The organism is Allobosea sp. AK1 (assembly GCF_006714945.1).
Taxonomy (GTDB): Bacteria; Pseudomonadota; Alphaproteobacteria; order Rhizobiales; family Beijerinckiaceae; genus Allobosea; species Allobosea robiniae.
Genome location: NZ_VFMG01000001.1, coordinates 4,483,488 through 4,507,459, shown reverse-complemented (window position 1 = coordinate 4,507,459; position 23,972 = coordinate 4,483,488). Strand labels below are relative to the sequence as shown.

At 66.5% G+C, this 23,972-nt stretch carries 26 protein-coding genes; 14 read left to right on the top strand and 12 right to left on the bottom strand.

Annotated features, from left to right (window positions below; all coding sequences use genetic code 11):
- Nucleotides 1-217 precede the first annotated feature (217 nt).
- Entirely contained in the window at nt 218-1,066 is an 849-nt protein-coding gene (locus FHT98_RS21695; RefSeq protein WP_091855506.1) for a fumarylacetoacetate hydrolase family protein, read from the top strand.
- 303 nt (nt 1,067-1,369) lie between these two features.
- On the opposite strand, the gene FHT98_RS26290 is transcribed toward FHT98_RS21695, so the two are convergent.
- From FHT98_RS26290 to rplM, 6 genes are all read right to left on the bottom strand, one after another.
- Nucleotides 1,370-2,470: a helix-turn-helix transcriptional regulator gene (locus tag FHT98_RS26290; protein WP_156406949.1), complete on the bottom strand. Its 1,101-nt coding sequence runs from the start codon at nt 2,468-2,470 to the stop codon at nt 1,370-1,372.
- A 105-nt stretch (nt 2,471-2,575) separates the two neighbouring features.
- On the bottom strand, nt 2,576-3,511 hold the full coding sequence (gene argC, locus FHT98_RS21680; protein ID WP_113585624.1) for an N-acetyl-gamma-glutamyl-phosphate reductase: 936 nt from the start codon (nt 3,509-3,511) through the stop codon (nt 2,576-2,578).
- Between the two features lie 375 nt (nt 3,512-3,886).
- The gene (locus tag FHT98_RS21675) at nt 3,887-4,165 is read right to left on the bottom strand and encodes a hypothetical protein (protein WP_091855508.1); all 279 of its coding nucleotides are present in this window, start codon (nt 4,163-4,165) and stop codon (nt 3,887-3,889) included.
- Nucleotides 4,166-4,215: 50 nt separating this feature from the next.
- Entirely contained in the window at nt 4,216-4,968 is a 753-nt protein-coding gene (locus FHT98_RS21670) for an SDR family oxidoreductase (protein WP_113585622.1), read from the bottom strand.
- Between the two features lie 97 nt (nt 4,969-5,065).
- Nucleotides 5,066-5,545 (bottom strand): 30S ribosomal protein S9, encoded by a 480-nt coding sequence (rpsI, locus tag FHT98_RS21665; protein ID WP_061963959.1) that lies wholly within the window; start codon nt 5,543-5,545, stop codon nt 5,066-5,068.
- A 2-nt stretch (nt 5,546-5,547) separates the two neighbouring features.
- Nucleotides 5,548-6,009 carry a 50S ribosomal protein L13 gene (gene rplM / locus FHT98_RS21660; RefSeq protein WP_061963961.1) on the bottom strand — a complete coding sequence of 154 codons (462 nt, stop codon included), beginning with the start codon at nt 6,007-6,009 and terminating at the stop codon, nt 5,548-5,550.
- A gap of 336 nt (nt 6,010-6,345) precedes the next feature.
- Here rplM and FHT98_RS21655 point away from each other — a divergent pair, with 336 nt between their 5' ends.
- The gene (locus tag FHT98_RS21655; protein ID WP_091855517.1) at nt 6,346-6,777 is read left to right on the top strand and encodes a MerR family transcriptional regulator; all 432 of its coding nucleotides are present in this window, start codon (nt 6,346-6,348) and stop codon (nt 6,775-6,777) included.
- Nucleotides 6,680-7,117 carry a carboxymuconolactone decarboxylase family protein gene (locus FHT98_RS21650; RefSeq protein WP_248309271.1) on the top strand — a complete coding sequence of 146 codons (438 nt, stop codon included), beginning with the start codon at nt 6,680-6,682 and terminating at the stop codon, nt 7,115-7,117. Before FHT98_RS21655 ends, FHT98_RS21650 begins: the two co-directional genes overlap by 98 nt.
- A gap of 23 nt (nt 7,118-7,140) precedes the next feature.
- Here the strand turns inward: FHT98_RS21650 and FHT98_RS21645 are convergent, their stop codons facing one another.
- A complete protein-coding gene (locus tag FHT98_RS21645) occupies nt 7,141-7,569 on the bottom strand; it encodes a PaaI family thioesterase (RefSeq protein ID WP_142115264.1) in 429 nt (142 codons plus the stop codon).
- 90 nt (nt 7,570-7,659) lie between these two features.
- Here FHT98_RS21645 and FHT98_RS21640 point away from each other — a divergent pair, with 90 nt between their 5' ends.
- The 3 genes from FHT98_RS21640 (at nt 7,660) to FHT98_RS21630 (ending at nt 10,561) form a co-directional block, all read left to right on the top strand.
- On the top strand, nt 7,660-8,475 hold the full coding sequence (locus FHT98_RS21640) for an enoyl-CoA hydratase (RefSeq protein ID WP_142115263.1): 816 nt from the start codon (nt 7,660-7,662) through the stop codon (nt 8,473-8,475).
- A 190-nt stretch (nt 8,476-8,665) separates the two neighbouring features.
- Nucleotides 8,666-9,196 carry a CoA-binding protein gene (locus tag FHT98_RS21635; RefSeq protein ID WP_091855520.1) on the top strand — a complete coding sequence of 177 codons (531 nt, stop codon included), beginning with the start codon at nt 8,666-8,668 and terminating at the stop codon, nt 9,194-9,196.
- A gap of 87 nt (nt 9,197-9,283) precedes the next feature.
- Complete coding sequence (locus FHT98_RS21630) at nt 9,284-10,561, top strand: O-acetylhomoserine aminocarboxypropyltransferase (protein WP_061963973.1); 1,278 nt, start codon at nt 9,284-9,286, stop codon at nt 10,559-10,561.
- Nucleotides 10,562-10,628: 67 nt separating this feature from the next.
- Here the strand turns inward: FHT98_RS21630 and FHT98_RS21625 are convergent, their stop codons facing one another.
- Entirely contained in the window at nt 10,629-11,714 is a 1,086-nt protein-coding gene (locus FHT98_RS21625; protein ID WP_142115262.1) for a COX15/CtaA family protein, read from the bottom strand.
- Between the two features lie 116 nt (nt 11,715-11,830).
- Between FHT98_RS21625 and FHT98_RS21620 the strand changes: the two genes are divergently transcribed.
- Complete coding sequence (locus FHT98_RS21620; protein ID WP_061963975.1) at nt 11,831-12,040, top strand: DUF2842 domain-containing protein; 210 nt, start codon at nt 11,831-11,833, stop codon at nt 12,038-12,040.
- 6 nt (nt 12,041-12,046) lie between these two features.
- Here the strand turns inward: FHT98_RS21620 and FHT98_RS21615 are convergent, their stop codons facing one another.
- On the bottom strand, nt 12,047-13,108 hold the full coding sequence (locus FHT98_RS21615; protein ID WP_465246921.1) for a polysaccharide deacetylase family protein: 1,062 nt from the start codon (nt 13,106-13,108) through the stop codon (nt 12,047-12,049).
- A 137-nt stretch (nt 13,109-13,245) separates the two neighbouring features.
- Between FHT98_RS21615 and FHT98_RS21610 the strand changes: the two genes are divergently transcribed.
- Nucleotides 13,246-14,472: a GNAT family N-acetyltransferase gene (locus FHT98_RS21610; protein ID WP_142115260.1), complete on the top strand. Its 1,227-nt coding sequence runs from the start codon at nt 13,246-13,248 to the stop codon at nt 14,470-14,472.
- Between the two features lie 14 nt (nt 14,473-14,486).
- On the opposite strand, the gene FHT98_RS21605 is transcribed toward FHT98_RS21610, so the two are convergent.
- The gene (locus FHT98_RS21605; protein WP_185745241.1) at nt 14,487-16,649 is read right to left on the bottom strand and encodes a GumC family protein; all 2,163 of its coding nucleotides are present in this window, start codon (nt 16,647-16,649) and stop codon (nt 14,487-14,489) included.
- A 181-nt stretch (nt 16,650-16,830) separates the two neighbouring features.
- Here FHT98_RS21605 and FHT98_RS21600 point away from each other — a divergent pair, with 181 nt between their 5' ends.
- Genes FHT98_RS21600 through FHT98_RS21590 form a run of 3 tightly spaced genes read left to right on the top strand, consistent with a single transcriptional unit; the run spans nt 16,831 to nt 18,765 of the window.
- Nucleotides 16,831-17,022, top strand: coding sequence for a hypothetical protein (locus FHT98_RS21600; protein WP_142115258.1), 192 nt, complete (start codon nt 16,831-16,833; stop codon nt 17,020-17,022).
- On the top strand, nt 17,022-17,582 hold the full coding sequence (locus FHT98_RS21595) for a polysaccharide biosynthesis/export family protein (RefSeq protein WP_142115257.1): 561 nt from the start codon (nt 17,022-17,024) through the stop codon (nt 17,580-17,582). Before FHT98_RS21600 ends, FHT98_RS21595 begins: the two co-directional genes overlap by 1 nt.
- A gap of 16 nt (nt 17,583-17,598) precedes the next feature.
- The gene (locus FHT98_RS21590) at nt 17,599-18,765 is read left to right on the top strand and encodes a glycosyltransferase family 4 protein (RefSeq protein WP_142115256.1); all 1,167 of its coding nucleotides are present in this window, start codon (nt 17,599-17,601) and stop codon (nt 18,763-18,765) included.
- A gap of 9 nt (nt 18,766-18,774) precedes the next feature.
- Here FHT98_RS21590 and FHT98_RS21585 read toward each other — a convergent pair whose 3' ends face one another.
- Together FHT98_RS21585 and FHT98_RS21580 are read right to left on the bottom strand one after the other, a co-directional pair.
- Nucleotides 18,775-19,110, bottom strand: a complete 336-nt coding sequence (locus tag FHT98_RS21585; protein WP_142115255.1) for an SMR family transporter — start codon at nt 19,108-19,110, stop codon at nt 18,775-18,777.
- The gene (locus FHT98_RS21580; protein ID WP_082617017.1) at nt 19,107-19,460 is read right to left on the bottom strand and encodes a DMT family transporter; all 354 of its coding nucleotides are present in this window, start codon (nt 19,458-19,460) and stop codon (nt 19,107-19,109) included. Before FHT98_RS21580 ends, FHT98_RS21585 begins: the two co-directional genes overlap by 4 nt.
- Before the next feature lie 523 nt (nt 19,461-19,983).
- Between FHT98_RS21580 and FHT98_RS21575 the strand changes: the two genes are divergently transcribed.
- The 3 genes from FHT98_RS21575 to FHT98_RS21565 are packed head-to-tail and all read left to right on the top strand — an operon-like array spanning nt 19,984 to nt 23,935.
- The gene (locus FHT98_RS21575) at nt 19,984-21,537 is read left to right on the top strand and encodes an undecaprenyl-phosphate glucose phosphotransferase (protein ID WP_113585612.1); all 1,554 of its coding nucleotides are present in this window, start codon (nt 19,984-19,986) and stop codon (nt 21,535-21,537) included.
- Nucleotides 21,534-22,778 carry an O-antigen ligase family protein gene (locus FHT98_RS21570; protein WP_113585611.1) on the top strand — a complete coding sequence of 415 codons (1,245 nt, stop codon included), beginning with the start codon at nt 21,534-21,536 and terminating at the stop codon, nt 22,776-22,778. The genes FHT98_RS21575 and FHT98_RS21570 overlap by 4 nt, the downstream gene beginning before the upstream one ends.
- On the top strand, nt 22,775-23,935 hold the full coding sequence (locus FHT98_RS21565; protein ID WP_185745240.1) for an acyltransferase family protein: 1,161 nt from the start codon (nt 22,775-22,777) through the stop codon (nt 23,933-23,935). The genes FHT98_RS21570 and FHT98_RS21565 overlap by 4 nt, the downstream gene beginning before the upstream one ends.
- Nucleotides 23,936-23,972: the final 37 nt, after the last annotated feature.

Genomic DNA, 23,972 nt, shown 5'->3' with positions numbered 1-23,972 from the left:
GAGAACTATTGCCGGTTTTGAGTGTCTTCGGCCGCCCTTCCCCCCGGCTGCTCCCTTCGTCGGAAACTTCGCTTTGAAAAGAGTCGTGGCATTCCGGCAACAACCCACCCGCCTGCGCGCCGCGGATACGCTATGCGCGGTGACGGGCTTGTGTTTCGGGCCGGCATCCGATCAGAATCCCCGACCCATTTAGATCGTTTGAAACGGGGGAAACACCTTGAAACTGCTCCGCTACGGCGCACCCGGCCAGGAGAAACCGGCCCTTCTCGATGCCAAGGGCGGGTTGCGCGACCTGTCCGGCGTCATTCCAGACCTCGCCGGCAAGGCGCTGACCGCGGCCTCGCTCGCCAAGATCAAGGCGCTCTCGCCGGAATCGCTGCCGCTGGTCTCAGGCTCGCCGCGCATCGGCGCCTGCGTCGCGGATGTCCGCAACTTCATCGCCGTCGGCCTGAACTTCGCCGACCATGCGGCGGAGACCGGCGCCGAGATCCCGAAGGAACCGATCCTGTTCAACAAGGCCCCGAACTGCATCGTCGGGCCCAATGACGACGTGATCATCCCGAAGGGCTCGCAGAAGACCGACTGGGAAGTCGAACTCGCCATCGTGATCGGCGATGGCGGCTCCTATATCGAGGAGAAGGACGCGATGGCCGCGATCGCCGGCTTCTGCGTCTGCAACGACGTCTCGGAGCGCGCCTTCCAGCAGGAGCGCGGCGGCCAGTGGGCCAAGGGCAAGGGCTGCCCGACCTTCGGGCCGCTGGGCCCGTGGCTCGTCACCACCGACGAGGTCAAGGACATCCAGAATCTCGGCATGTGGCTCGAGGTCGATGGCGAGCGCGTGCAGAACGGCTCGACCAAGACGATGATCTTCGGCGCGGCCTATCTGGTCCATTATATCAGCCAGTTCATGCGCCTCGATCCGGGTGACGTCATCACCACCGGCACGCCTCCCGGCGTCGGCCTCGGCTTCAAGCCGCCGCGCTTCCTCAAGGGCGGCGAGGTCGTCACCCTCGGCATCGAGGGGCTCGGCGAGCAGAAGCAGAACTTCGTGCCCTACAAGGGCTGATCCAGAAGGGGCGCTACGGCGCCCCTTTTCATGTCAGCGGGAAGCGTCGGCATGCGGGCAGCGCGAAAAGGCACTGCCGAAGCTGCTTGACCCGGCTTCGGCAGTGCAAGCTGTGCCCGCCTCCAGGCCCTGCGGCCTTGTCGAGCCCCACCACCATGGCTGCACAGAGCCGATTTTCCACCCCCAAATGGGGGCTTTTTGCTTTCTAGACGGAATAACCGGCGGAAAAATCGGCTTATTCCGGCCGCGCCATCGACTTTCCCGATGGCAGCGAACGGATTTCCCGATCTGCTCGCAACGACTTCAGCGCGGCCCGGCCGCGCTCTTCAACAGGCCGACCAGATCGGCCTGCCGGCGCGTGCCTGTCTTGGCGAGGATGCGTTTCAGCGTCGTGCGCGCCGTGGCCTCGGTCACGCCGAGACGCACTGCCGCGGCCCGCGGCGGGTGTCCGGCGGCGATGGCCGCTGCCAGCCGCGCCTCGGCCGGAGTCAGATCGAACAAGCCGGCGATCAGGCCGGCATCAGGCCCCGCCCCCGCTGCAACCGGCGTGGCGACGATGATGGCCCCCGCAAAGGAGAAGATGTCGCGCGCGCGGCCCCGCACGGGCGCGACATGCACGACCATCGGATTCGTACCGCGCCAGGCCGGAATCGGCAGGGAACGGACGGGCTGGGGCAGGTCCGCGCGCGAGAAGCCCGCGATCACCGTCGCGAGCATGTCGTCGGCCGGGCCGTAGGCGAGGGAAAGGCGCGCCGCGCGATCGAGAAACACCCCTGGAATCAGGTCCTGGAACAGGGCGTTGGCATCGAGCACATGGCCACGCAGACCGAGAACCGCCGCCGGAAGCCCCATAAGCTCGAGAGCCTGCGAAGCGGCGCGCGCACGCTCCATCGCCAGCCGGCGCCCAAGCAGCCCGGCCCGGGCGAAATGCGGGCGCAAGCGATCCAGCGCGGCGATGGCCTGCCCATCGACGGTGCCTTCGGCAAAGGTCCGCTCGCAATGGACGATCGTGGTGTCGCCGGTCGGAGCCGCAATCACCGTCGCGACCCCGGAGCCGTATCCGGCCGGGATCAGGAAGTCCTGATAGACCGGCTCGCGCGCGAGCTCGTCGCGGCTGAAAACATCCTCGTCGGTGATAAAGCCGTGGCGTCCATGCGCGAGCAGGCGCTGCGCCCGCTCGTTGACCCCAAACGGGATGCGGCGCAGGACTTCCTCGTAGTCGTCACCGAATTCGGGTGACGAGGCGAGCAGACGCACGTCGTCATGCAGAACCGTTCCGAGCAGCGCCTCGCGGCAGCTGGCGATCCGGGCCGTGTCGCGAAGCACGGCGGGCCAACTCTCAGGCACGATCGCGGCTTCGTAGATGCCGTCGATCAACGCATTCTCGAACTCGCTGCCTGCCACGTCCATCCCTCTCGCGGGACCAACAATCTAACGCTCCGCGCGCAAATGTCTCCTTCAAATGATGGAGATCAGATGCATTTTTAGGTGAAAGCCACAGGCTGCGGCTCAGCCCTCCGGCAGGCCGAGCATCAGGCGGATGTTCTGCACCGCCGCACCCGACGCGCCCTTGCCGAGATTGTCGAGCCGCGCGACCAGCACCGCCTGGCCGAGATCGTCCTGCCCGAACACCGTAAGTTCCAGCTTGTTGGTGTCGTTCAGCGCTTCCGGCTCGATCTTGCCACCCTTCCCGTCCTGCGGGACGACGCTGACATAGGTCGAGCCGGCATAGCGCTCGGCCAGGGCGTGGTGGAGATCGGCGACGCCAGGCCGTCCAGGAAGCGCGTCGAGATGCAGCGGCACCGAGACCAACATGCCCTGCCGGAAATTGCCGACGGAAGGCACGAAGATCGGCCGCCGGGTCAGGCGGGCATAGGCCTGCAATTCAGGCAGGTGCTTGTGGCGGAGCCCGAGACCGTAAAGCTCGAAGGCCGGAGCGACGCCGGTCTCGAAATCCTCAATCATCGACTTGCCGCCGCCGGAATAGCCGGAGACGGCATTGACCGTGACCGGATGGTCCTGCGCCATCAGCCCAGCATCGACGAGCGGGCGCAAGAGCGCGATGGCGCCGGTCGGATAGCAGCCGGGATTGGCGACGCGGTCGGCTTTGGCGATCTTCCCGGCATGGCCGGGCTCGAGCTCGGCGAAGCCGTAGACCCAGCCCGGAGCGACGCGATGCGCGGTCGCGGCATCGACGATCTTGGGCGCATCGGAGCCAAGCTGATCAGCCAGCGCGACCGATTCCTTCGCAGCCTCGTCGGGCAGGCAGAGCACGACGAGATCGACGCTCGCCATCATGTCCTTGCGCGCGGCGGGGTCCTTGCGCTTGTCGGGGTCGATGCTCTTGACCGCGACCTCCGGCACCACGGCCAGACGTTCGCGGATGCCGAGCCCGGTGGTGCCGGCTTCGCCGTCGATGAAGATGGTTTTCAGGTTCTGGCTCATCGGGATCCCCGGTGGCTGGGCAGACACAGCAATGGATGGGCTTCGGGCATAAAAAAACCGCGCCTCGGGCGCGGTCGCGGGCATTCGGGCTTCAGCCGAACGTCATCGCGGGCGCGCCGGGGCGGCCTGACAGGGGCGACGTCGGGTGAAGCTCGTCATCATGGCCTCGTATATGTTCGCGCTTGAGCGAGCTGTCAATCGGAGCTTGCGCTCCGTCCCGTCGCTGCGAGCGCAGCGAAGCAATGACGATGGACTTGTCGGGCACGAAAGTTGAAGCGCGGGAATCGCTTCGCGGTCTTTCCTCGCAAAGCGATTCAATGCTTTCGCGGATAGTTTCGACATGCCGGTGGCTTCGTCCGTGGACGTCTCGAACGGTCAGCGACGCGCGGTGAGCCAGACATAGAGGCACCAGGGCAGGATCAGGGCGAGCGCGGTCAGGACGAGCCGCAGCATCGTCCAGGCATTGGGGTTGTTGAGCGCCCGGCCATCGAGGTCCGGCACGCCGTGGATCAGCCCGAGCGCCACCGCCGGAGCCAGGAAGACGAGCAGCGCCCGGCCGATGCGCTGCGCGCGCGGGAGTTCCTCACGCGCCAGCATCAGCAGGGCCGGCACCGCAATCATGCCGAAGGCGATCAGGACAAGAAGGACGCGCATGGGCATTTGCTACATCAGAGGCGGAGATTGCGCGAGACCCGCCGCTGAAGCTAGCGCCCGCCGGCGACCTTGAGAATGATGCCGGTCGTGTAACTCGATGCCTCCGAGAGCAGGAACAGCACCGCCTCGGCGATCTCTTCGGCGGTCGCAGCGCGCTTCAGCGGAATCAGCGGCGCGATCCGGGCGACGCGACCAGCCTCGCCGGTGGACAGCGCGTGAATCTCGGTCTCGGTGATGCCGGGTGCCACCGCGTTCACGCGGACACCGTGCGGCGCGAGCTCCTTGGCGAGGCCGATGGTCAGGGAATCCACGGCTCCCTTCGAGGCAGCGTACCAGACATATTCGCCGGGCGAGCCCAGCTCGGCCGCAACGGAGGAGATGTTGACGATCGCCCTGCCCTGCACGCCTTTGTTCGCCATCAGCGCACGGGCCGCCTCCCGCGCGACAAGGATCGCCCCGGTGACGTTGACGTCGATGCATTCGCGGATGAGGGCAGTATCGGCGTCGACGAGCGGCCCCGACTTGCCGGTGATGCCTGCATTGTTGACGACATGGGTCAGCGGGCCCAGCGCCGCCTTCGCCTCGGCAAAGATGCGGATGATGTCGGTGACATCAGCCATGTCGCCCTGCAGCGCCACAGCCTTCGCGCCTGCCGCCTCGCAGGCCGCGACGACTTCGGCCGCGGCCTTGGCGTTGCTCTGGTAGTTCACCGCGACGTCGTAGCCGCGCCCGGCGGCCATGATGCAGATCGCGGCACCGATGCCGCGGCTGCCGCCGGTGACGAGAAGAACGGGGCGGCTCATGGCAGGCTCCTGCTGATCGGGCGCGACAGGGACAGCCAATACGAAAAGGGCGGCTCTTGCGAGCCGCCCTTCCGCATACCGGATGATCCGGAAACGATCAGCGCTTCGAGAACTGGAAGCTGCGGCGGGCCTTGGCCTTGCCGAACTTCTTACGCTCGACGACACGCGAGTCGCGGGTCAGGAAGCCTTCCTTCTTGAGCGGGCCGCGAAGCTCCGGCTCGTAGAAGGTCAGCGCCTTGGAGATGCCGTGGCGCACCGCGCCGGCTTGGCCGGAGAGGCCACCGCCCTTGACCGAGACGACGACGTCGTACTGGGTCACGCGGTCGACGAGCTGCAGCGGCTGCTTGAGCACGAGGCGCAGCACCGGGCGGGCGAAGTAGACCTCCTGGTCGCGGCCGTTGACGGTGACCTTGCCCGAGCCGGGCTTGATCCAGACGCGAGCGATGGCGTTCTTGCGCTTGCCGGTGGCATAGGCGCGGCCCTGCGCATCGACCTTCTTGACGTGGACGGGAGCAGCGGGCTGCTCGGGCTTGGCGACTTCGCCGAGCTGGGAGAGAGACTGAAGAACCTCGGCCATCGTCAGACCCTCTTGTTCTTGCTGTTGAGCGCGGCGACGTCGAGCGCCTCCGGCGACTGAGCAGCATGCGGATGCTCCGCGCCCTTGTAGACGCGCAGGTTGCCAAGGATCTGGCGGAAGAGCGGCCCGCGCGGCAGCATGCGCTCGACGGCCTTCTCGAGGATACGCTCAGGGAAGCGGCCTTCCAGGATGAACTTGGCCGAACGCTCCTTGATGCCACCCGGGAAGCCCGTGTGGTGATAGTAGTTCTTCTGCTCGCGCTTGCGGCCGGTCAGGGAGACCTTCTCGGCGTTGATCACGATGACATTGTCGCCACAGTCGACATGGGGGGTGTAGGCGGCCTTGTGCTTGCCGCGCAGACGCATCGCCACAACGGAGGCGAGGCGGCCGACGACGAGCCCGGAGGCGTCGATCACAACCCACTTCTTTTCGACATCGGCGGGCTTGAGCGAGACGGTCTTCATCGCGGCACCCTTCGGTTGCGTTAAAAAAGGACAAGCCGCCGGAGAGCCCGGCGGCGGTGTGGCGTCGGGATAGGGGCAAGGAAGCCGGCTGTCAAGCATTCATGAAAACGCAAAACCCGAAAAATGCAATTTTCTCATAGCGATGAACGAAATGGTATCAGGATACCGCTTTCATCTCCAACGCCGCACCATTCCCTGCCCCATCACGCGCTCGCCCGGCAAATTGGAACACAGGATGTGCTTGAGGCATCGCCAAACCAATGCCGTGGCCCGCCCTTGACTTAGAGTGCACTCAAAGATGTAGCTAGGTCAGCGTCACGACGAACAAGGCGAACCATGAAGATCGGGGACCTCGCGAGGCGCACCGGGCTGTCGGCGCATACGATCCGCTATTACGAGCGAATCAAGCTGCTGCCTTATGCCTCTCGCGCCTCGTCCCAACACCGCGAATACGACGCCTCCATTCTGTCCTGGATCGACTTCATCGGCCGTCTGAAGACGACCGGAATGCCGATCCGCGACATGCTGCGATATGCGCGCCTGCGCGAACGCGGCCCTGCAACGGAGGAAGACCGCCGCCTTCTGCTGATGGAGCATCGGGCCAAGGTCCGGGCTCATGTCGCCGAGCTTCAGGCCTGCCTTGCCGTCCTCGACACCAAGATCGCCGGCTATGCCGGCTTGGACACGGTGGAGACGAACCATGACGCAACAACAGAACGGCACGAACGAGCGGTTCGAGAGAGGCTGGCAGGCCCTGGCGGCCATTGACGGCGAAGCCGGAACCAGGGTGATCGACCAGCTTGCCGATATCGCGCCCGACTTTGCACGCTACATCGTCGAATTTCCCTTCGGCGACATCTACACGCGCTCGGGCCTCGATCTCAGACAGCGGGAAATCGCGACAATTGCGGCCCTGGCCGCGCTCGGCAATGCGACATCGCAACTGAAGGTGCATATCGAGGCTGGGTTGAATGTCGGGCTCAGCCGCGACGAGATCGTGGAAGTGCTGATCCAGATGGCCGTCTATGCCGGTTTTCCCGCCGCCCTCAACGGGCTCTTCGCCGCAAAGGAGGTCTTTGCGGCGCGGGCTCTCCAGCAAGCGGCCTGAGGCGGCACAAGAGCGGCAAGCAGTTACCGCGCGACTGGGATCGAATAGGTCCCTGTCGCGTGGCAGACCATCTCCGCCTCCCCTTGCGAATAGAGACCGACCTCGCCGACCGCGAGCCGCTTGCCGAGCTTGAGCAGCCTCGCCTCGCCGATCAGCGCGGCCTGGCCGGGCTTGCGCAGGAAATTGAAATTGAGGCTCGTCGTCACCGCGAGGCCGACCGGCCCGATCTGGGCGAGGATCGCCGCATAGAGCGCGAGATCGGCCAGCGCCATCATGGTCGGGCCCGAGATCGTGCCGCCCGGGCGCAGATGCTTCTCATGATAGTCGCAGCGCATCCGGGCCGTCATCGGCCCGACCGCCTCGATGAAATAGGTGCGCCCGCCATAATGGAGCTGCGGGAAGACCTCGTCGAGATAGGCATCGATCTCGGAGGCGCTCATGCGGGTCGTCATGCGGAAAACCGAAGGCTGAGGCGGGACTTCTCCCCTTGCAGCATGGCGGGCCGGCTCCGACAATAGGCGGAAATGCGGAAAGGAAGCGCCATGAACGCCCATCATCAGCCGGAGGCCGCGCCCGTCCTGCTGCGCCAGGACGCCGGCGGCGTCGCGACGCTGACGCTGAACCGCCCGCAAGCGCGCAACCCGCTGAGCGAAGCGATGTTGGCGGCGCTGAGCGAGACCTTTGCCGCCATCGCCACCGATCGATCGGTCAAGGTCGTGATCCTCACGGCGGCCGGACCAGTATTCAGCGCCGGGCACGATCTCAAGGAGATGACCGCCCATCGCGCCGACCCCGATCGGGGCCGAGCCTATTTCACGGATGTCCTCGGGCGCTGCTCGGCCATGATGCAGCAGATCACCGCCCTGCCCCAGCCGGTGATCGCAGCCGTCGAGGGCACGGCGACGGCCGCAGGTTGCCAGCTCGTCGCGAGCTGCGACCTCGCGGTTGCGGGCGAAAGCGCCCGCTTCTGCACGCCGGGTGTCCATATCGGGCTGTTCTGCTCGACGCCGATGGTCGCGCTCTCGCGCAACCTCTCGGCCAAGCATGCGCTGGAGATGTTGCTTCTCGGCGAGATGGTGCCGGCGGACGAAGCGGCCCGGATGGGGCTGGTCAATCGCGTCGTGCCGGCCGGCGACGCACTGGCGGAGGCGCGGCGGCTTGCTGCGATCATCGCCTCGAAGTCACCGGCGATCGTCAAAATCGGCAAGCGCGCCTTCTATGAGCAGCGCGAGATGGGGTTGAAGGTGGCCTATGACCACGCCTCGGCGGTGATGGTCGAGAACATGCTCGCGCGCGATGCCGAGGAAGGCATCGGAGCCTTCATGAAAAAGCGCGCGCCAATATGGGAGGGAGAATAACAACCTCCATGTCATCCCGGGCGACCGGAGGGAGACCCGGGATCCATGCCGGAACCTCCATTGGAAACGCTCCGGAATGGATCCCGGATCTCCGCTTCGCTGCGTCCGGGATGACGGTGCGTTTGCTCCGTCCTATATCGATCCTGCCTATATCGATCCTGCGCCTTCCCTGCCGCTGAGCTCCAGATTCATGACCCACGACGCCTATCCCGACAGCCTGATCCGCGACATCCTGAAATCCGTGAAGCGGATCGCGCTGGTCGGCGCCTCCGCCAACGAGGCGCGGCCGAGCTGGATCGTGACGAAATACCTCATCGACCGCGGCTATGACGTGATCCCGGTCAATCCCGGCCTCGCTGGCCAGACGATCCTCGGCAAGACGGTCTATGCCGCGCTGAAGGACATCCCCGGCCCGATCGACATGGTCGAGATCTTCCGCAACTCGCAAGCCGCCGGACCGATCACCGACGAGGCGCTGGCGCTCGATCCGCTGCCCAAGGTGATCTGGATGCAGCTTTCGGTGCGCAACGACGAGGCCGCGGCCCGGGCCGAGGCGAAGGGCGTCACCGTGATCATGAACCGTTGTCCCAAGATCGAATATGGGCGGCTGTCCGGCGAGATCGGCTGGCAGGGCATCAATTCGCGCATCCTATCGTCGAAGAAGCCGGTGCTCGCCGGCAAGGGCTTCCAGAAGCTGACGATCCACCGGCCGGGCACCTGACCCCGCCGCCTGCTCCGAATTGACGCCTCGCGAGCCGTTCGTTAAATCGAACGATCCGTTTTCGACGTCAGACCATAGGGAGCAGCCATGACCGACCGCGCACCGGGGTTCCACACACTCGCCATCCATGCCGGAGCGGCTCCCGACGCAGCGACCGGCGCACGCGCCACGCCGATCTATCAGACGACCTCCTTCGTCTTCGACGATGTCGACCATGCCGCCTCGCTGTTCGGCCTGCAGGCCTTCGGCAATATCTACACCCGCCTCGGCAACCCGACGAACGCGGTGCTGGAAGAGCGCGTCGCGGCGCTGGAGGGCGGCACGGCCGCGCTCGCCGTCGCCTCCGGCCATGCGGCCGAGTTCCTGTGCTTCCACGCGCTGCTGCAGCCGGGCGACGAATTCGTGGCGTCGCGCAAGCTCTATGGCGGCTCGATCAACCAGTTCAACCATTCCTACAAGAACTTCGGCTGGAACGTGATCTGGGCCGATCCTGACGATCTCGAAGGCTTCGCCGCCGCCGTGACGCCGAAGACCAAGGCGATCTTCATCGAATCCATCGCCAATCCCGGCGGTGTCATCGTCGATATCGCAGCAATCAGCGCGATCGCGAAGAAGCACAACATCCCGCTCATCGTCGACAACACGATGGCCTCGCCCTATCTGCTGCGCCCGTTCGAGCACGGCGCCGACATCGTCGTGCATTCGGCGACCAAGTTCCTCGGCGGCCATGGCAACTCGATCGGCGGTCTGATCGTCGATGGCGGTTCGTTCAACTGGGTCGGCGACGACCGCTACCCGATGCTCTCCAAGCCGCGGCCGGAATATAACGGCATGGTGCTGGGCGAGACCTTCGGCAATTTCGCCTTCGCCATCGCGACCCGCGTGCTCGGCTTGCGCGATCTCGGGCCGGCGCTCTCGCCCTTCAACGCCTTCATGCTGCTGACCGGCATCGAGACCTTGCCGCTGCGCATGCAGAGGCACTGCGAGAGCACACAGAAGGTCGCCGAGCACCTCCAGAAGCATCCGGCGGTCGAGTGGGTCAGCTATCCCGGCCTGGCCGGCGATAAATACGAGGCATTGGCCAAGCGCTATACGCCGAAGGGCGCCGGCGCGGTCTTCACCTTCGGGCTCAAGGGCGGCTACGACGCCGGCGTCAAGCTGGTCTCGAACCTGAAGCTGTTCTCGCATCTCGCCAATATCGGCGACACGCGCTCGCTGGTGATCCACCCGGCCTCGACGACGCATCGCCAGCTCACCGACGAGCAGAAGACCGCGTCCGGCGCGGGGCCGCAGGTGGTGCGCCTCTCGATCGGGCTCGAGGATGTCGAGGATCTGATCGCGGATCTGGATCAGGCGCTGGCCTGATCGGAACCATCATTCCTGACATGAGAAAGGCGCCGGAAACGGCGCCTTTTTTGTCGGATAGGGCTTTTTATCCCCGCGCCGCCTGCTCAGTGCGGGTGAGGTGGACCACGCCCATCGCCAGCACGGCGAAGCCGAGCGCCTGATGGGCGAGCCCGGCCCAGAGCGGCACCACCAGCAACAGCGTGACGATGCCGAGCGCCGATTGCGCCAGCACGAGCCCGGCGATGGCGGTCGAACGCTTGGCGCTGCCCGATCCCGGCGCCGCCCGGCGCAATCTCAGCACATTCCACAACGCGACGGCGAAAAGGATGTAGGCGCCGATGCGGTGGTTGAACTGCACCAGCGCGACATTGTCGACGAAGTTCTCCCAGAACGGCGTCCGGGCGAAGAGCTGCGAGCCGGGCGGCACCAGCGCGCCATCCATCAGCGGCCAGGTGTTGAAGGTGAAGCCCGCCTTGGAGCCGGCGACGAGCCCGCCGAGCGCGATCTGCACGAAGAGCAGGAGCAGCAGCAGCCATGCAGCTCCCCTGCCTCGCACCGGTTCGATCCGGCGCAGCGGCGTCAGCGTCGTCGCGAAGGCGACGACCGAGGCGAAGAACAGGCCGGCAAAAGTCAGATGCAGCGTCAGCTTGACCGGCGCCACGGCAACCATCCCGGGCTGGAGACCCGACGCGACCATGATCCAGCCGATCGTGCCCTGCAGGCCGAGCAGCAGGCCCATGCCGAACAGCGTCGCGATCTGCCGGGCCGGCAGAGCGCGGCGCAAGGCGACGACGAGGAAGCCGGCGAGATAGATCAGTCCGATGAAGCGGCCGAGCTGGCGGTGGCCCCATTCCCACCAGTAGATGAACTGGAACTGGCCGAGGCTCATGCCTTCGTTGAGGAGCTGGTATTGCGGGCTCGCGCGGTATTTGCCGAATTCCTCGGCCCAGGCATCGGCGGAAAGCGGCGGCATCGCCCCGGTGATCGGCTTCCACTCGGTGATCGAGAGGCCGGAGCCGGTGAGCCGCGTCGCGCCGCCGACCACGACCATCAGGAAGACGAGGCCGGCCACGATCCAGAGCCAGCGGCGGGTGCCGGCATGGTCGGCCCTGGCGTCGGCGCGGGTCTGGTCGAGGGCGAGTGTCACGGGCGGGCTTTCGGTCGCAGGCAGGGATATTCAGGCGCGCATCGCTTCACAAGCGCGGCTGCCGGTGACATAGACCCGTCGCTCCGGCGCGACAACGCCCGCATTGCCGCAGCAGCCAGGTCTGCCCCGTGGAGAGCCCGATGAAACAACGCAACCGCAAGCTGCTCGGGACCGTGCTGATCCTCGTCTTCGTCTGCGTCTATGCGCTCGTCGCGATGGCGCTGGCGCAGGGGCGGATCACCGAGGCGTCGAAGCCGGTGCAGACCATCGCCTATATCGTGCTCGGCCTCGCCTGGGTGCTGCCGCTGCTGCCGCTGATCAAGTGGATGGAGCGCAAGGACGAGGCTTGATCGTTATCAGGCGACGTCCAGTTTCCGCCCCCTGCTCCGTAACCAGAACGGCAGCCCCGACAGCAGCGCCCGCAGCGCTGCTTCGTTCTGGTGAAGGCCGTTGAGCGAGACGCGCGGCAGGGCGTGGAGATGGGCGGCATGCTCGGGGAGGAGATGACCCGGCCGCGTCGTGACGGCGCTCTCGAAGCCCGCCTCCGCGACAAGCGCGAAATCGCGCGGCCCGGCCGAGCCGGGATCGCCGACCGGATAGGCGAAATGGCGGATCGGGATGCCCAGTTCCGCCTCTAACCGCGCCTTGCTCCCCACGATCTCGCGGCGCGCGACATCCGCGTCGTGCTTCGCCAGCATCGGATGCGTCAGGGTATGGGCGCCGATGGTCACGCCCGGTGCGCCGGACAAGGCCCGCAGCGTATCCCAGGGCAGGCATTCGCGCTCGACGAGAGCGACCAAATCGATGCCGGCTTCGGCCGCAAGATCCGAAATCACTGAGAGCAGAATCGCTTCCGGGCCGCGGCGCAGACGCCAGTAGAGCTTCGCAAAGGCGCGGTTCTTCTCGGCATCGGTCTCGGTCCGGGCGGTGAAACGGCCATCCGGCAAGGCCAGATCGAGCCGCGGCAAGGCCCGGATCGCCTCCTCCAGCTCCAGCCACCAGAGCCGCGCCGTGCGGTCGGCAAAACCCGGCGTCACGAACAGCGTCCAGGGCGCCTCGTGCCTGGCCAGGACTGGCCAAGCCTCCTCGACATTGTCGCGATAGCCGTCATCGAAGGTCAGCGCGACGAAGAAGCGGCCGGGCTTCGGATTGCGCAGGCGCGCCAGCGCCTCCTGCAGCGAGACGATGTCGTAGCCCTCGGCCCGGATCAGGCGAAGCGCTCGGTCGAGGAAGCCGGGGGTGATGTCGAGCAGGGCGTTCGGCGCGAAGCCACCCGTCTGCGCCGCCCGGACATGATGCAGGGTCAGGATCACGCCCTGCCCTTGCGCGAAGCCGCGGCTCCAGCGGTCGGCGCCCGTCGCCGCCATCACCCGGAATGCGGCCGCGATGGCCTTGTGACGCCCGTTCATCGCCGCCAACTTTTGCCGCCCCTTTGCAACCCCCCGCTAACGCTATCGCGCGATCACGCGGCCGGGCCGGGCGAGTGTGGCCGATCCGTTCACAATGACGGGTTAAGGACGCTTACATCTGTTCTGCTCGCACGGGCGAAGGACGCATGCCCACCATCGCCGCACCAACGCCGGCCCCGCCGGACGCGATCACCGCCAGCCGCCCCGTAACGCGCCCCTGGGCCTCGATCGCGATCGAGACAGATGTCGCCGCGCTGGCGGACACATGGCGCGCCTTCGAGGCGAAGGCGCTGGTGACGCCCTATCAGAGCTATGACTGGGTCAGGCATTTCGCCGAGACGATCGGGGCGGCGCATGACATGACCTTCCGCTACGCCCTGGTGCATGACGCCGCCGGGGCGCTCTGCGCGCTGGTGCCGCTTACCGTCACCGGGCGCAGTGGCTTCCGCTTCGCCGAGTTCATCGGTGGCAAGCACGCGAACTACCATATGGGGCTCTACGCTCCGGGTTTCGCCGCACAACTCGATGCAGCGCTGGCCGCGCAGATGCTGACGGAGATCGGCACCGCGATCGGCGGGCTCGATGCGCTGGCCTTCGTCAACCAGCCCGTCACCTGGCAGGGCGTCACCAATCCCGCGGCGCAACTCGCCGCCGGTCCGAGCCCGAGCCGCGCCTACAAGCTCGCCCTGATCGCCGGGGACGGGGACGCGACGCTCAGGCGCTCGATGAGCAGCCATGCCCGCAAGAAGCTCAAGAACAAGCACAGCCGCTTCAAGGATTTCGGGCCATCGACGCTGGTACGAGCGGCAACGCCCGAAGAGATCACGCGCATCATCGACGCCTTCCTGTCACAGAAGGCCGAGCGCTTCCGCAGCATGGGCGTGCCCGACCCCTTCGCCGAGCCGGCGATGCGCGCCTTCCTGGAGCGCGCGGCGATAGCATGCGGCAGCGCTCGCCCGTCGATCGAACTCTATTCCCTCGACCTGGCCGGCCGCTCGGTGGCGACCTATGTCGGCACGATCCAGGGCGAACGCTTCTCCGGCATGGCGACCTCGTTCGACATGGCCAGCGAAACCGTCAAGACCAGCCCGGGGGAGTTGCTGCTGGCCGAACTGATCCGCCTGAAAGCCCGCGAGGGTGTCGCGGTCTTCGATCTCGGCGTCGGGGAGGCCCGCTACAAGACCACCTTCTGCGACGACCATGACGATCTCGTCGACAGCTTCCTGCCCCTGACCTTCAAGGGCCGCGTCTTCGCCCGGATCGCCCGAACGAAGCGCGACTTGAAACGGCGGATCAAGCGCTCGCCGATGGCGCTGAAGCTCGCCCAGCGCGCATCGGGCTGGCTCAGGAGCAGGCGCTCCGAGGAGGAGTAGGGCCGCCCTGTTTCTCAGGCGCCGACGGGCATTTCCGTGCGCGAAACCGGGGGCATGGGCACGCCGCCCTCGGCGTCGAGGATCAGCGTGACCGGCGCTTCGGTCAATTCGCTCAGGCGGTAGGCCGTCTCGAGGGCATGGCCGTTGCCGACCTGCCCGCTCATGACGAGCCCGGCCTGCGCCCGGCGGGCGACCGGCGCCAGCACCGTGCCGTCGTCGTTGGAGGCGGCGGCGACCAGCACCCAGTCATAGGTCTCGCAGAGCGCATCGAGCGCGACGTCGACCAGATCGGGTGCGGCCAGAACCGCAGCGCGGCCGGCGCGGCCGGCGCCGATGCGATGCAGCCGCGAACCCGACGCCCGGGTGATGATGTCGGAGAACAGCGCTTCACCGGCAAGCAGCTCCGAGAAGCCGGCCTCCCCGCCCCCGTGATCCGAGGACAGGTCGACGAGCACGCAGCGGCAGCGCTGGGCGAGCAGTTCGGCGAGATCGCGCGGCCTGGCGGCCCCGTCGCCGGCACCATCCAGGACCAGCGCCAGCGGCGCCATGCCGCGCGCCGGCTCGTGGGTCCGCTCCGCAATCTCCGCCAAGGTCAGCTCGGGCCGGTCGAGGTCGAGCCGGGCCTGACCGAGCTTTCCGGCATGTGTGAGCAGACCGGCGACACGCGCATGGCGCGGCGCACCCGGCACCGGGTCAGGCGTCTCCATCTCATCTTCCGAGGAGCCGGCGGACACCCAGCGCGGTCCGCGCGGAGCGTCCGGCAGAGACCTGCCCTGGCCGTTGAGCAATTCGCGGGTCACGATCGTCGCAAGCGCGATCAGGAAGGTCGCGAGCGTCGCGACCAGCACCACCGGCACCTTCTTCGGGAAGGAAGGTTCGGTCGGCTCCACCGCGCGCGAGATGATGCGCGCATCGGCCGGCGTCGCATTCATCGTGTCGCGCGCGACGGCCTCGCGGTAGCGCTGCATGTACTGCTCGAGCTGTTCGCGCAGCGTGCGGGCCTCGCGCTCCAGCGCGCGCAGCTGCACCTCGCTGTCATTGGCGCTGGAGACGTTCTTCTTCTGCCCGTCGAGCGCGGCCTGGAAGCTCTCGACGCGCTGGCCGGCGATCTTGGCCTCGTTCTCCAGCGTGCGCACCGTGCGCTCGGCAGCGGCGCGGAGCTGGCCTTCGAGATCGAGAAGCTGGGCGTTGAGCTCCTTGATCCGCGGATGCTCCGGCAGGAGGCTGCGTGATTCCGCCGCGATCTGGGCGCGCAGGTTGACGCGCTGCTCGATCAGCCGGCGGACGAGGTCGTTATTGGCGACATCGGGGATCTCGAACGTACGCCCCTGCTTGATGGCGTCGCGGATCAACCCCGCCTTGGCCTGCGACTCCGCCTGCTGGCTGCGGGCGCTGGAGAGCTGCGCCGACAGGTCGGTAAGCTGCTGGGAGGAGATGGTCGTGTTGTTGGGCCCGGAGAACAGGCCGTTCTTCGAGCGGTAATCCTCGACCTTGGCCTCGGCTTCGGCGACGCGCTTGCGCAGGGGTTCGATCGTGGTTGAGAGCCAGTTCGAGGCGTTGCGGGCGTTCTCCTGCTTCGCCGCTTCCTGGAACTCGAGATAGGTCTCGGCGATGGTGTTGGCGCCCTTGGCGGCGAGCGCCGCATCGCGCGAGGTGAACTCGACGGAGACAATGCGCGAACGGCCGACGGGGTAGACCAGCAAACGGTCATAATATTTCTCGAGGACGCGCTCTTCGGGAGAGCGGTCGGCCGGATGGCCGCCGAGCCCGATCATCACGGCGAGCTTGCGTAGGGCGCTCAACGCACCGACGCCCGAATCGAATTCGCCGTTGCCGACCAGCCCGATCCGCTTGATCGCCTCGCGCGCCAAGTCGCGGGACATGATGACCTGGACCTGGCTCTGCACGGCCTCGGAATCGAACTGGCTGCTATCGGCCGGCGCCTGGCCCGATAGCGTAAAGAAGCCGCCGCGGCTCTCCAGCAGCAGCTTCGCTTCGCCGGTATAACGCGGTGTCACCACGTTCACCGCGACGAAAGACAGGCCGAGCGCGGCGAGCGTCGGCGCAATGATCCAGAACTTGCGGCGCTTGATCGCCGCCCAGAGGGCGGAGAGATCGAGCATGTCGCCCCGGCCTTCTCCGGCGCCGCGCGCATCAATCCCAGCTTGAGCGGTCATGGGCCCACCTATCGACGCAAAACTCTCGCCCCCTGGAAGGGACGCGGGCGACATTGAACGCTCAGTAAGCCTAATGAACTGCTAACAATCTCAATTTGTTAATCATGATCACTGGCGGCATCGGGTATCTATCTGGAGGCTTTTACCTCAAGACTTGCCGTTGTCGGTGCAGGCGTTCGACTTGGCCATCGAGCTTATTGACGGCCGTCGCCAGTCCGCCGAGCGCGACATTCTGGGCCTTGATCTCGACGGCCGGACGGCGGCGCTTGAACCATCCTTCCGCCGCCCCGGCACCCAAAACGGCCCACGGGAAGCCTTTGTTAACCATACCGGGCCTAAAGATCGGGCGAGTTCTGCACGGGTAAGCCAGTGATGAGTCGACGTCTCGCCTCTCTCGCCTTGGCCGCCGCCATGATGGCGGGCGCTTGCGCGCCCCGCTATCCGGCGTCGGACTATGCGCTCGCCGAACCGGCGGGGCCTTATCGGCTCGCCAGTGGCGACCGGCTGCGCATCATCGTCTTCGGGCAGGACAATCTCTCCAATATCTATGCGGTCGACGGCGCCGGGCGCATCGCCATGCCGCTGATCGGCTCGGTCGAGGCGCAGGGACGCACGACGGTGCAGCTCGCCCAGGCGATCGAGGCCAAGCTGCGCGGCGGCTATCTGCGCGAACCCAAGGTTTCGGTCGAGGTCGATACCTACCGGCCGTTCTTCGTGCTCGGCGAGGTCACCACGTCCGGCCAGTTCCCCTATGTGAACGGCATGACCGTGCAGACGGCCGTTGCCATTGCCGGTGGCTTCACGCCGCGCGGCCTGCGCTCCTCTGCCGAGGTGACGCGCCAGATCGAGGGACAGACCGTGACCGCGACCGTGCCGATCACCTATCCGGTCCAGCCCGGCGACACCATCGTCATCAAGGAACGCTGGTTCTGAGATCGCGCCGCGCCCCATGACGGACAGCCCGGCTTCCCGCCCCTTGAAAATCCTGCATGTCTTTCGGGCACCGCTTGGCGGGCTGTTCCGACACGTCCTCGACGTCGCCCGCGGCCAGGTCGAGCGCGGGCACGATGTCGGCATCTTCTGCGATTCCAGCACCGGCGGGGCACGAGCCGACGAAGTTTTTCGCGAGCTTGCCGGGCAGTTGACGCTGGGCGTGACGCGGGTGCCGATGTCGCGCTATCCGAGCGCCACCGACCTCAAGGCGCAGCTGTCGGAGATGTCGCTGCGGCGGCGCCTCGCGCCGGATGTCGTGCATTGCCACGGCTCGAAAGGCGGGGTCTATGGCCGGATCCCTGCCCTGTTCTCGCCTGGCCGGCGCTATGTCACCGCCTACACGCCCCATGGCGGCAGCTTCAACTACAAGCCCGGCAGCGTGGAGCATAAGGTCTATATGAGCGTCGAGCGCCTGCTCGAAGGCGCGACCGACATGTTCCTGTTCGAGAGCCGCTTCATCGCCGGGCGCTTCGAGGCCCATGTCGGCCATGCACCGCGCACGGACCATCGGGTGGTGCTCAACGGCGTCTCCGACGCGGAATTCGAGCCGATCGACCATGGCGCGGCGGAATTCGACCTGCTCTATCTGGGTGAACTGCGCTCGGCCAAGGGCGTCGACACGCTGATCGACGCGCTGGCGCTGCTGCGCCGCCGCGACGGGCTGATGCCGCGGATCCTCATCATCGGCTCGGGGCCGGACGAAGACGAATTGCGGCAGATGACGCGCGAACGCGGCGTCGCCGACCAGTGCGTCTTCGAGCCACCGGCACCCATCCGCAAGGCCCTGGCCCGCGCCCGCGCCATGGTGATCCCGTCGCGGGCCGAATCCCTGCCCTATGTCATCCTGGAAGCAGCCGCGGCTGCCCAGCCGCTGATCTCGACCGATGTCGGCGGTATCGGCGAGATCTACGGCCCCAATCATCGCCAGCGATTGATCCAGGCCAACGACCCGACGATCCTTGCCGGGGCGATCCGGGCGATGCTCGATACGCCGGAAGCCGAGCGCCTCGCCCAGGCGGCCGACCTCGCCGGCCATGTCCACCAGAACTTCCGTCTGGACGACATGATCGACGGCGTCATCGCCGCCTATCGCGATGCGTTGAAGACGCGCGGCATCGCCTGAAGCCCCGCCTCAGACCAGCTTGAGCGCGACGACGCCGCAGACCACCAGCAGGATGCCGAGCCAGCCCACCGGCCTGATGCGCTGGCCGAAGACCAGCGCGCCGATGATCGCGGTGATCACCAGACCCGCCCCGCCCCAGACCGCATAGGCGACCGACAGGTCCATGCCCCTGATCGCCTGGGCGAGCGCCGCGAAGGCGCCCATGACGAGCACGATACCGCCGGCGCCCATCGTGCGACGGGCCATGCCGTCCGAGAGCTTGAGCAGATAGGTGCCGCCGATTTCCAGCGTGACGGCCAGCAGCAGCCAGAGGAAAGGCGCAGCCTGCGTGAAGGAGGCGGTCACACGAGCCTCCCGTCACCCTCACTGCGTTCGTGCCCCACTCCGTTCTCGATGAGGAGAATGCCGGCCAGGATCGCGGCCAGGCCGGCCGCGCGGGCAGCCGTCAGATGCTCTCCGAAGAGCACATGGCCGATCAGCGCGATGCCGACGATGCCGAGCCCTTCCCAGACGGCATAGGCGACCGCCATCGGAATGACCCGCAACGCGATGCTGAGCAGGATGAAGGAGAAGCCGATCAGGATCAGCGGCAGCGTGCCGACGAGCCATGAGGTGGAGACAGCCGACTTCAGCGCGGCCGTCGCGACGATCTCGACGGCGATCGCCGCGAGCAGAACCAACCAATGAAAAGACATGTTGCACACGGGCGAAGCCGGCGCTGAACGTCACGGGTGCGACGCAGGGACAGCCAAGCAATCGTTAGAGTTTTAAATCGACAGATCCGAAAAGAAGACTGAGCCGGAGCTTAACTCCAGCAACCGACGCCATAGGCAAAAAACACCTGTCGGGGCGCGGCGCTCTTCTTGAGCGTTATATGCTTCTCAGACACTCATCGACAGCCAATATGCCTACGCCGTTCTATTCTGTCAACACGCGATCACTTGCAATAACAATCACTTGCGGGAAATCGCAACTTTTTCAGGCGTTTTAAACCTGTGCCAAATCACTGGCCGACCAAGACAAAATCCACTTTTTCGCCATCGCGTTTTGGCACCCTCCATAGAACATGCGGCATGCGCCTTCGCGGCGCTCCGGAGCCTTACGAATCCGCCGAAACAGCAAGCGGTCGGGTTAAACGTTCCGAGAGCAATTTCGGATACAGCCGAACCGGGATCGCCGCACTCCGGCGCGACGCTCCGAGTTGAGGGTGTATGGGTCATGGGGACTTTCGACGTCCGCGATATGATGAAGGCGGATGCGGCCGCCTCGGCCTCGCCGGCGATGTTCGGTGGGTCCGACAAGGGCCAGACGCGGCGCTTCCACCCGCTGGCCGAGCGCATCGCGGCCATTCCCGTCAAGCCGACGCTGTCGCCCGTGATGATCGAAGGCGCGGCCCGGCTGCTCGACCTGATCGCCGTGCTCGGGACTGGCGGGCTGATCTACTGGCTCTATGCGGCCGGCAAGGTCGAGTACACGCTGCCCTATCAGGTGACGGTCGCAGCGCTGGCTCTTGGCTCGCTTGCGGTCTTCCAGGCGCTGCAACTCTACCCGATCGGAGCTTTGCGCCATTTCGTCGGCAGCGGCGTGCGCCTGGTCGCCGGCTGGACGATGCTGTTCCTGGTCGCGCTCGCGGCCTTCTTCTTCCTGAAGATCGGCGATCAGGTTTCGCGCGGCTGGCTGATCGGTTTCTATTTCGCCGGTGCCGGCGCCCTGCTCGCCGGGCGCGTGGTCACCACGGCGGGCGTGCGCTATCTCACCCGCACCGGCCGGCTGGAGCGGCGCACGGCCATCGTCGGCGGCGGCGAGGCCGGCGAAGCGCTGATCCGCGCCCTGGAAAGCCAGAAGGATACGGGCCTGCGCATCTGCGGCGTCTTCGACGACCGCAACGACGAGCGCTCGCCCGATCTCGTCGCCGGCTATCCCAAGCTCGGCACGATCGACGACCTCGTCGAATTCGCACGCCGCACCAAGCTGGACCTCGTCATCTTCACCCTGCCGATCTCGGCGGAGGCGCGGCTCCTGACCATGCTGCGCAAGCTCTGGGTACTGCCGATCGACATCCGCCTCTCGGCTCATCTGTCGAAGCTGCGGTTGCGGCCGCGCTCCTATTCCTATTTCGGCGCGGTGCCCGTGCTCGACGTGTTCGACCGGCCGATCGCCGACTGGGACATCGTCGTCAAATGGGCGTTCGACAAGGTCGTCGGCACGCTCGCCCTGATCGCGCTCTCGCCGGTGATGCTGGTGACGGCGATCGCGATCAAGCTCGATACCACGGGGCCGGTGTTCTTCCGCCAGAAGCGCTACGGCTTCAACAACGAGACCGTCGACGTCCTGAAATTCCGCTCGCTGCGCAACGACATGGCCGACCATAACGCTGCCAAGCAGGTCACCAGGGACGATCCGCGCGTGACGCGCGTCGGCCGCTTCATCCGCAAGACCTCGATCGACGAATTGCCGCAGCTCCTGAACGTCGTGTTCAAGGGCGACCTATCGCTGGTCGGCCCCCGGCCGCATGCCATCCATGCCAAGGCCTCCAACCGCGCCTATGAGCAGGTGGTGGACGGCTATTTCGCACGTCACAAGGTCAAGCCTGGCATCACCGGCTGGGCCCAGATCAACGGCTGGCGCGGCGAGACCGACACCGAGGAAAAGATCCAGCGGCGCGTCGAGCACGACCTCTACTATATCGAGAACTGGTCGGTGCTGCTCGACCTCTACATCCTGGTGAAGACGCCGTTCTCGCTCCTGACCAAGAACGAGAACGCCTATTGAGCGCGCTGGCGCAAAACCCGCCGCAGGCAGGCCGGGCCTCGCGCCTGGCGATTTCCTACGCCGCCATCAAGCGCGGCACCCTCTGGCTGCTCGGCGCCGCCAGCGGCCTCGCCCTGGTCGAGCCCTCGCCCTACGAGGTCGTCTTCCTGCTGGCGCTGTTCGTCTTCGCGCTCACCGGCATCCGGTTCTCGCAGAAGCTTCTGCCGCTCGCGGTCCTGCTGCTCGGCTACAATATCGGCGGCATCCTCTCGCTCATTCCCTGGATGGGCGACGGCGACTCGGTGCGCTTCACCGCGGTGTCGGTCTATCTGATGATCACCTGCGTCTTCGTCGCCGGGATCATGTCCCAGGATGCGGCCGGCCGGCTGGAGACCCTGCGCCGCGGCTGGCTGTTCGCCGCCTGGGTCGCAGGGTTTGCGGGGCTGCTCGGCTATTTCGACATTGCCGGGCTCGGCTCGATCTTCACGCTCTATGGCCGCGCCGCCGGAACGTTCAAGGACCCCAACGTGCTGGGCCCTTATCTGGCCCTGCCGATCGTCTATGTGCTGCAGCGCATCCTGACCGGCCAGGTCGGCATGGCGCGCGGCCTGGTCACGTTGAGCATCCCGCTCGCCGCGCTGTTCTTCACCTTCTCGCGCGGCGCCTGGGGCGTGCTCGTCGTCTCGACGGCGCTCATGATCGCCCTCACCTTCCTGACCGCTCCGAGCGCCGCCAGCCGGCGCCGGATCGTCACCATGTCGCTGGCAGCGCTCGTCGCCATGGTGGCCGCGCTCCTGGTCGCGCTGTCCTTCGAGGATATCCGCAACGTCTTCGACGCGCGCGCCAGCCTCGACCAGGAATATGACCAGGGCGTCACGGGGCGCTTCGGCAACCAGTTGCGCGCCATCCCGATGCTGCTGGACGCACCGAACGGCTTCGGACCGCTGCAGTTCCGCTGGCTCTTCAACCAGGCCGACCCGCACAACGTCTATATCAACGCCTTCGCCTCCTATGGCTGGCTCGGCGGGCTGTCATGGATCAGCCTGATGGTGGCGACCTGCTATGTCGGCTGGCGGGTGGTGTTCCGGCCCGGCCCGACCCAGCTCCACGCCATCGCGATCTGGTCGGTGCTCTTCGTCACCATCCTGCAGGGCTTCCAGATCGACAGCGACCACTGGCGGCATCTCTACCTGATGCTCGGCCTGATCTGGGGCCTGGCGGCACTCGGGCCGGGAGACGGCGGCGCGGAGGGGCGCTCATGACGGCGGCTGCGCCATTGGCCAGCGGAACGGCGCCATCCGGCCAGATCGAGAGCATCCAGGCCTTGCGCGCGATCGCGGCGCTGCTGGTCGTCCTCGGCCATGCCGCCCATGAGACGGAAGCCATCGGCGCGCGCGTGGGCCTGCCCGCCATCGACCTGTCCTTCATGCGCTGGGGCATCGGCGTCGACATCTTCTTCGTGATTTCCGGCTTCATCATGGTCCACACCTCGGCCGATCTGTTCGGCCGGCCGGGGGCATGGCGGGTATTCCTCACCCGGCGGATCGCCCGGATCGTGCCGCTCTACTGGCTCCTGACCAGCATCCTGCTGCTCGGCGGCCTCGCCGCTCCCCAGCTCCTGAACGTTCCGCTCGGCGACTGGCAGCACATCCTCGCCTCCTATCTCTTCATCCCGAGCCTGCGCGGCGGCGACGAGACCAGGCCCGTGATGGCGCTGGGCTGGACGCTCAACCTCGAAATGTTCTTCTACATGCTGTTTGCCGGCGCGATGCTGCTGCCCCTGCGGCGCGGAATGGCCGCGCTCACGCTCGTCATCGGCGGCCTCGCCCTGGCGGGGATGCTGCTGCAGCCGGCGCAGGTCCAGCTCGCCTTCTGGACGCAGCAGATCATCCTCGAATTCCTGTTCGGCTGCCTCCTGGCACTGCTCCACAGGCAAGGCGTGAGCCTTCCGGGGCCGGGCGCTGCGCTGCTCGTGGTCCTCGGCTTCGCCGCCATCTTCAGGATTCACGGCCTCGACGCCGGGGAAACGACCCTGCCGGCGCTGCGCTGGGGCATCCCGGCCGTGATGATCGTCGCAGGAGCGGCGCTCTATCGCGGCGCCACGCCGCGCCTGGCGCTGCTCCTCACCGGGCTCGGCAACGCCTCCTACAGCCTCTATCTGTTTCACCCCTTCGCGCTGCGCCCGCTCCGGGAGGTCTGGATCAGGCTGGTCGGCGGGGCGCTGCCACTGGAGATCTACATCGCGGTCGCCATCGCGGTTGCAGCCGTCGCATCCAGCCTGCTCTACCGCTGGGTCGAACGTCCGATCGGGCGCAGGCTGCGTTTCCCCTCCACCACGGGTGCGGCGCGCGAACAGCGTCCGGCCATGGACAGATCACGCTGGGCAAAAGACGGCGAAGCCGGCCATACCGCAGGCTGAGGCAGGTCTTCTCCAGCCGGGTTGATGCCGTCTCGAA

Bases quoted from the DNA above. Each gene is read 5' to 3' on its own strand.
- FHT98_RS21590 (WP_142115256.1), top strand. From the start codon at position 17,599: ATGACGGACAGCCCGGCTTCCCGCCCCTTGAAAATCCTGCATGTCTTT.
- FHT98_RS21620 (WP_061963975.1), top strand. From the start codon at position 11,831: ATGAAACAACGCAACCGCAAGCTGCTCGGGACCGTGCTGATCCTCGTC.
- FHT98_RS21635 (WP_091855520.1), top strand. From the start codon at position 8,666: ATGACCCACGACGCCTATCCCGACAGCCTGATCCGCGACATCCTGAAA.
- FHT98_RS21575 (WP_113585612.1), top strand. From the start codon at position 19,984: ATGGGGACTTTCGACGTCCGCGATATGATGAAGGCGGATGCGGCCGCC.
- rpsI (WP_061963959.1), bottom strand. From the start codon at position 5,545: ATGGCCGAGGTTCTTCAGTCTCTCTCCCAGCTCGGCGAAGTCGCCAAG.
- argC (WP_113585624.1), bottom strand. From the start codon at position 3,511: ATGAGCCAGAACCTGAAAACCATCTTCATCGACGGCGAAGCCGGCACC.
- FHT98_RS21640 (WP_142115263.1), top strand. From the start codon at position 7,660: ATGAACGCCCATCATCAGCCGGAGGCCGCGCCCGTCCTGCTGCGCCAG.
- FHT98_RS21670 (WP_113585622.1), bottom strand. From the start codon at position 4,968: ATGAGCCGCCCCGTTCTTCTCGTCACCGGCGGCAGCCGCGGCATCGGT.
- FHT98_RS21605 (WP_185745241.1), bottom strand. From the start codon at position 16,649: ATGACCGCTCAAGCTGGGATTGATGCGCGCGGCGCCGGAGAAGGCCGG.
- FHT98_RS21655 (WP_091855517.1), top strand. From the start codon at position 6,346: ATGAAGATCGGGGACCTCGCGAGGCGCACCGGGCTGTCGGCGCATACG.
- rplM (WP_061963961.1), bottom strand. From the start codon at position 6,009: ATGAAGACCGTCTCGCTCAAGCCCGCCGATGTCGAAAAGAAGTGGGTT.
- FHT98_RS21675 (WP_091855508.1), bottom strand. From the start codon at position 4,165: ATGCGCGTCCTTCTTGTCCTGATCGCCTTCGGCATGATTGCGGTGCCG.
- FHT98_RS21610 (WP_142115260.1), top strand. From the start codon at position 13,246: ATGCCCACCATCGCCGCACCAACGCCGGCCCCGCCGGACGCGATCACC.
- FHT98_RS21595 (WP_142115257.1), top strand. From the start codon at position 17,022: ATGAGTCGACGTCTCGCCTCTCTCGCCTTGGCCGCCGCCATGATGGCG.
- FHT98_RS21565 (WP_185745240.1), top strand. From the start codon at position 22,775: ATGACGGCGGCTGCGCCATTGGCCAGCGGAACGGCGCCATCCGGCCAG.
- FHT98_RS21645 (WP_142115264.1), bottom strand. From the start codon at position 7,569: ATGACGACCCGCATGAGCGCCTCCGAGATCGATGCCTATCTCGACGAG.
- FHT98_RS21650 (WP_248309271.1), top strand. From the start codon at position 6,680: ATGCCGGCTTGGACACGGTGGAGACGAACCATGACGCAACAACAGAAC.
- FHT98_RS21630 (WP_061963973.1), top strand. From the start codon at position 9,284: ATGACCGACCGCGCACCGGGGTTCCACACACTCGCCATCCATGCCGGA.
- FHT98_RS21580 (WP_082617017.1), bottom strand. From the start codon at position 19,460: ATGTCTTTTCATTGGTTGGTTCTGCTCGCGGCGATCGCCGTCGAGATC.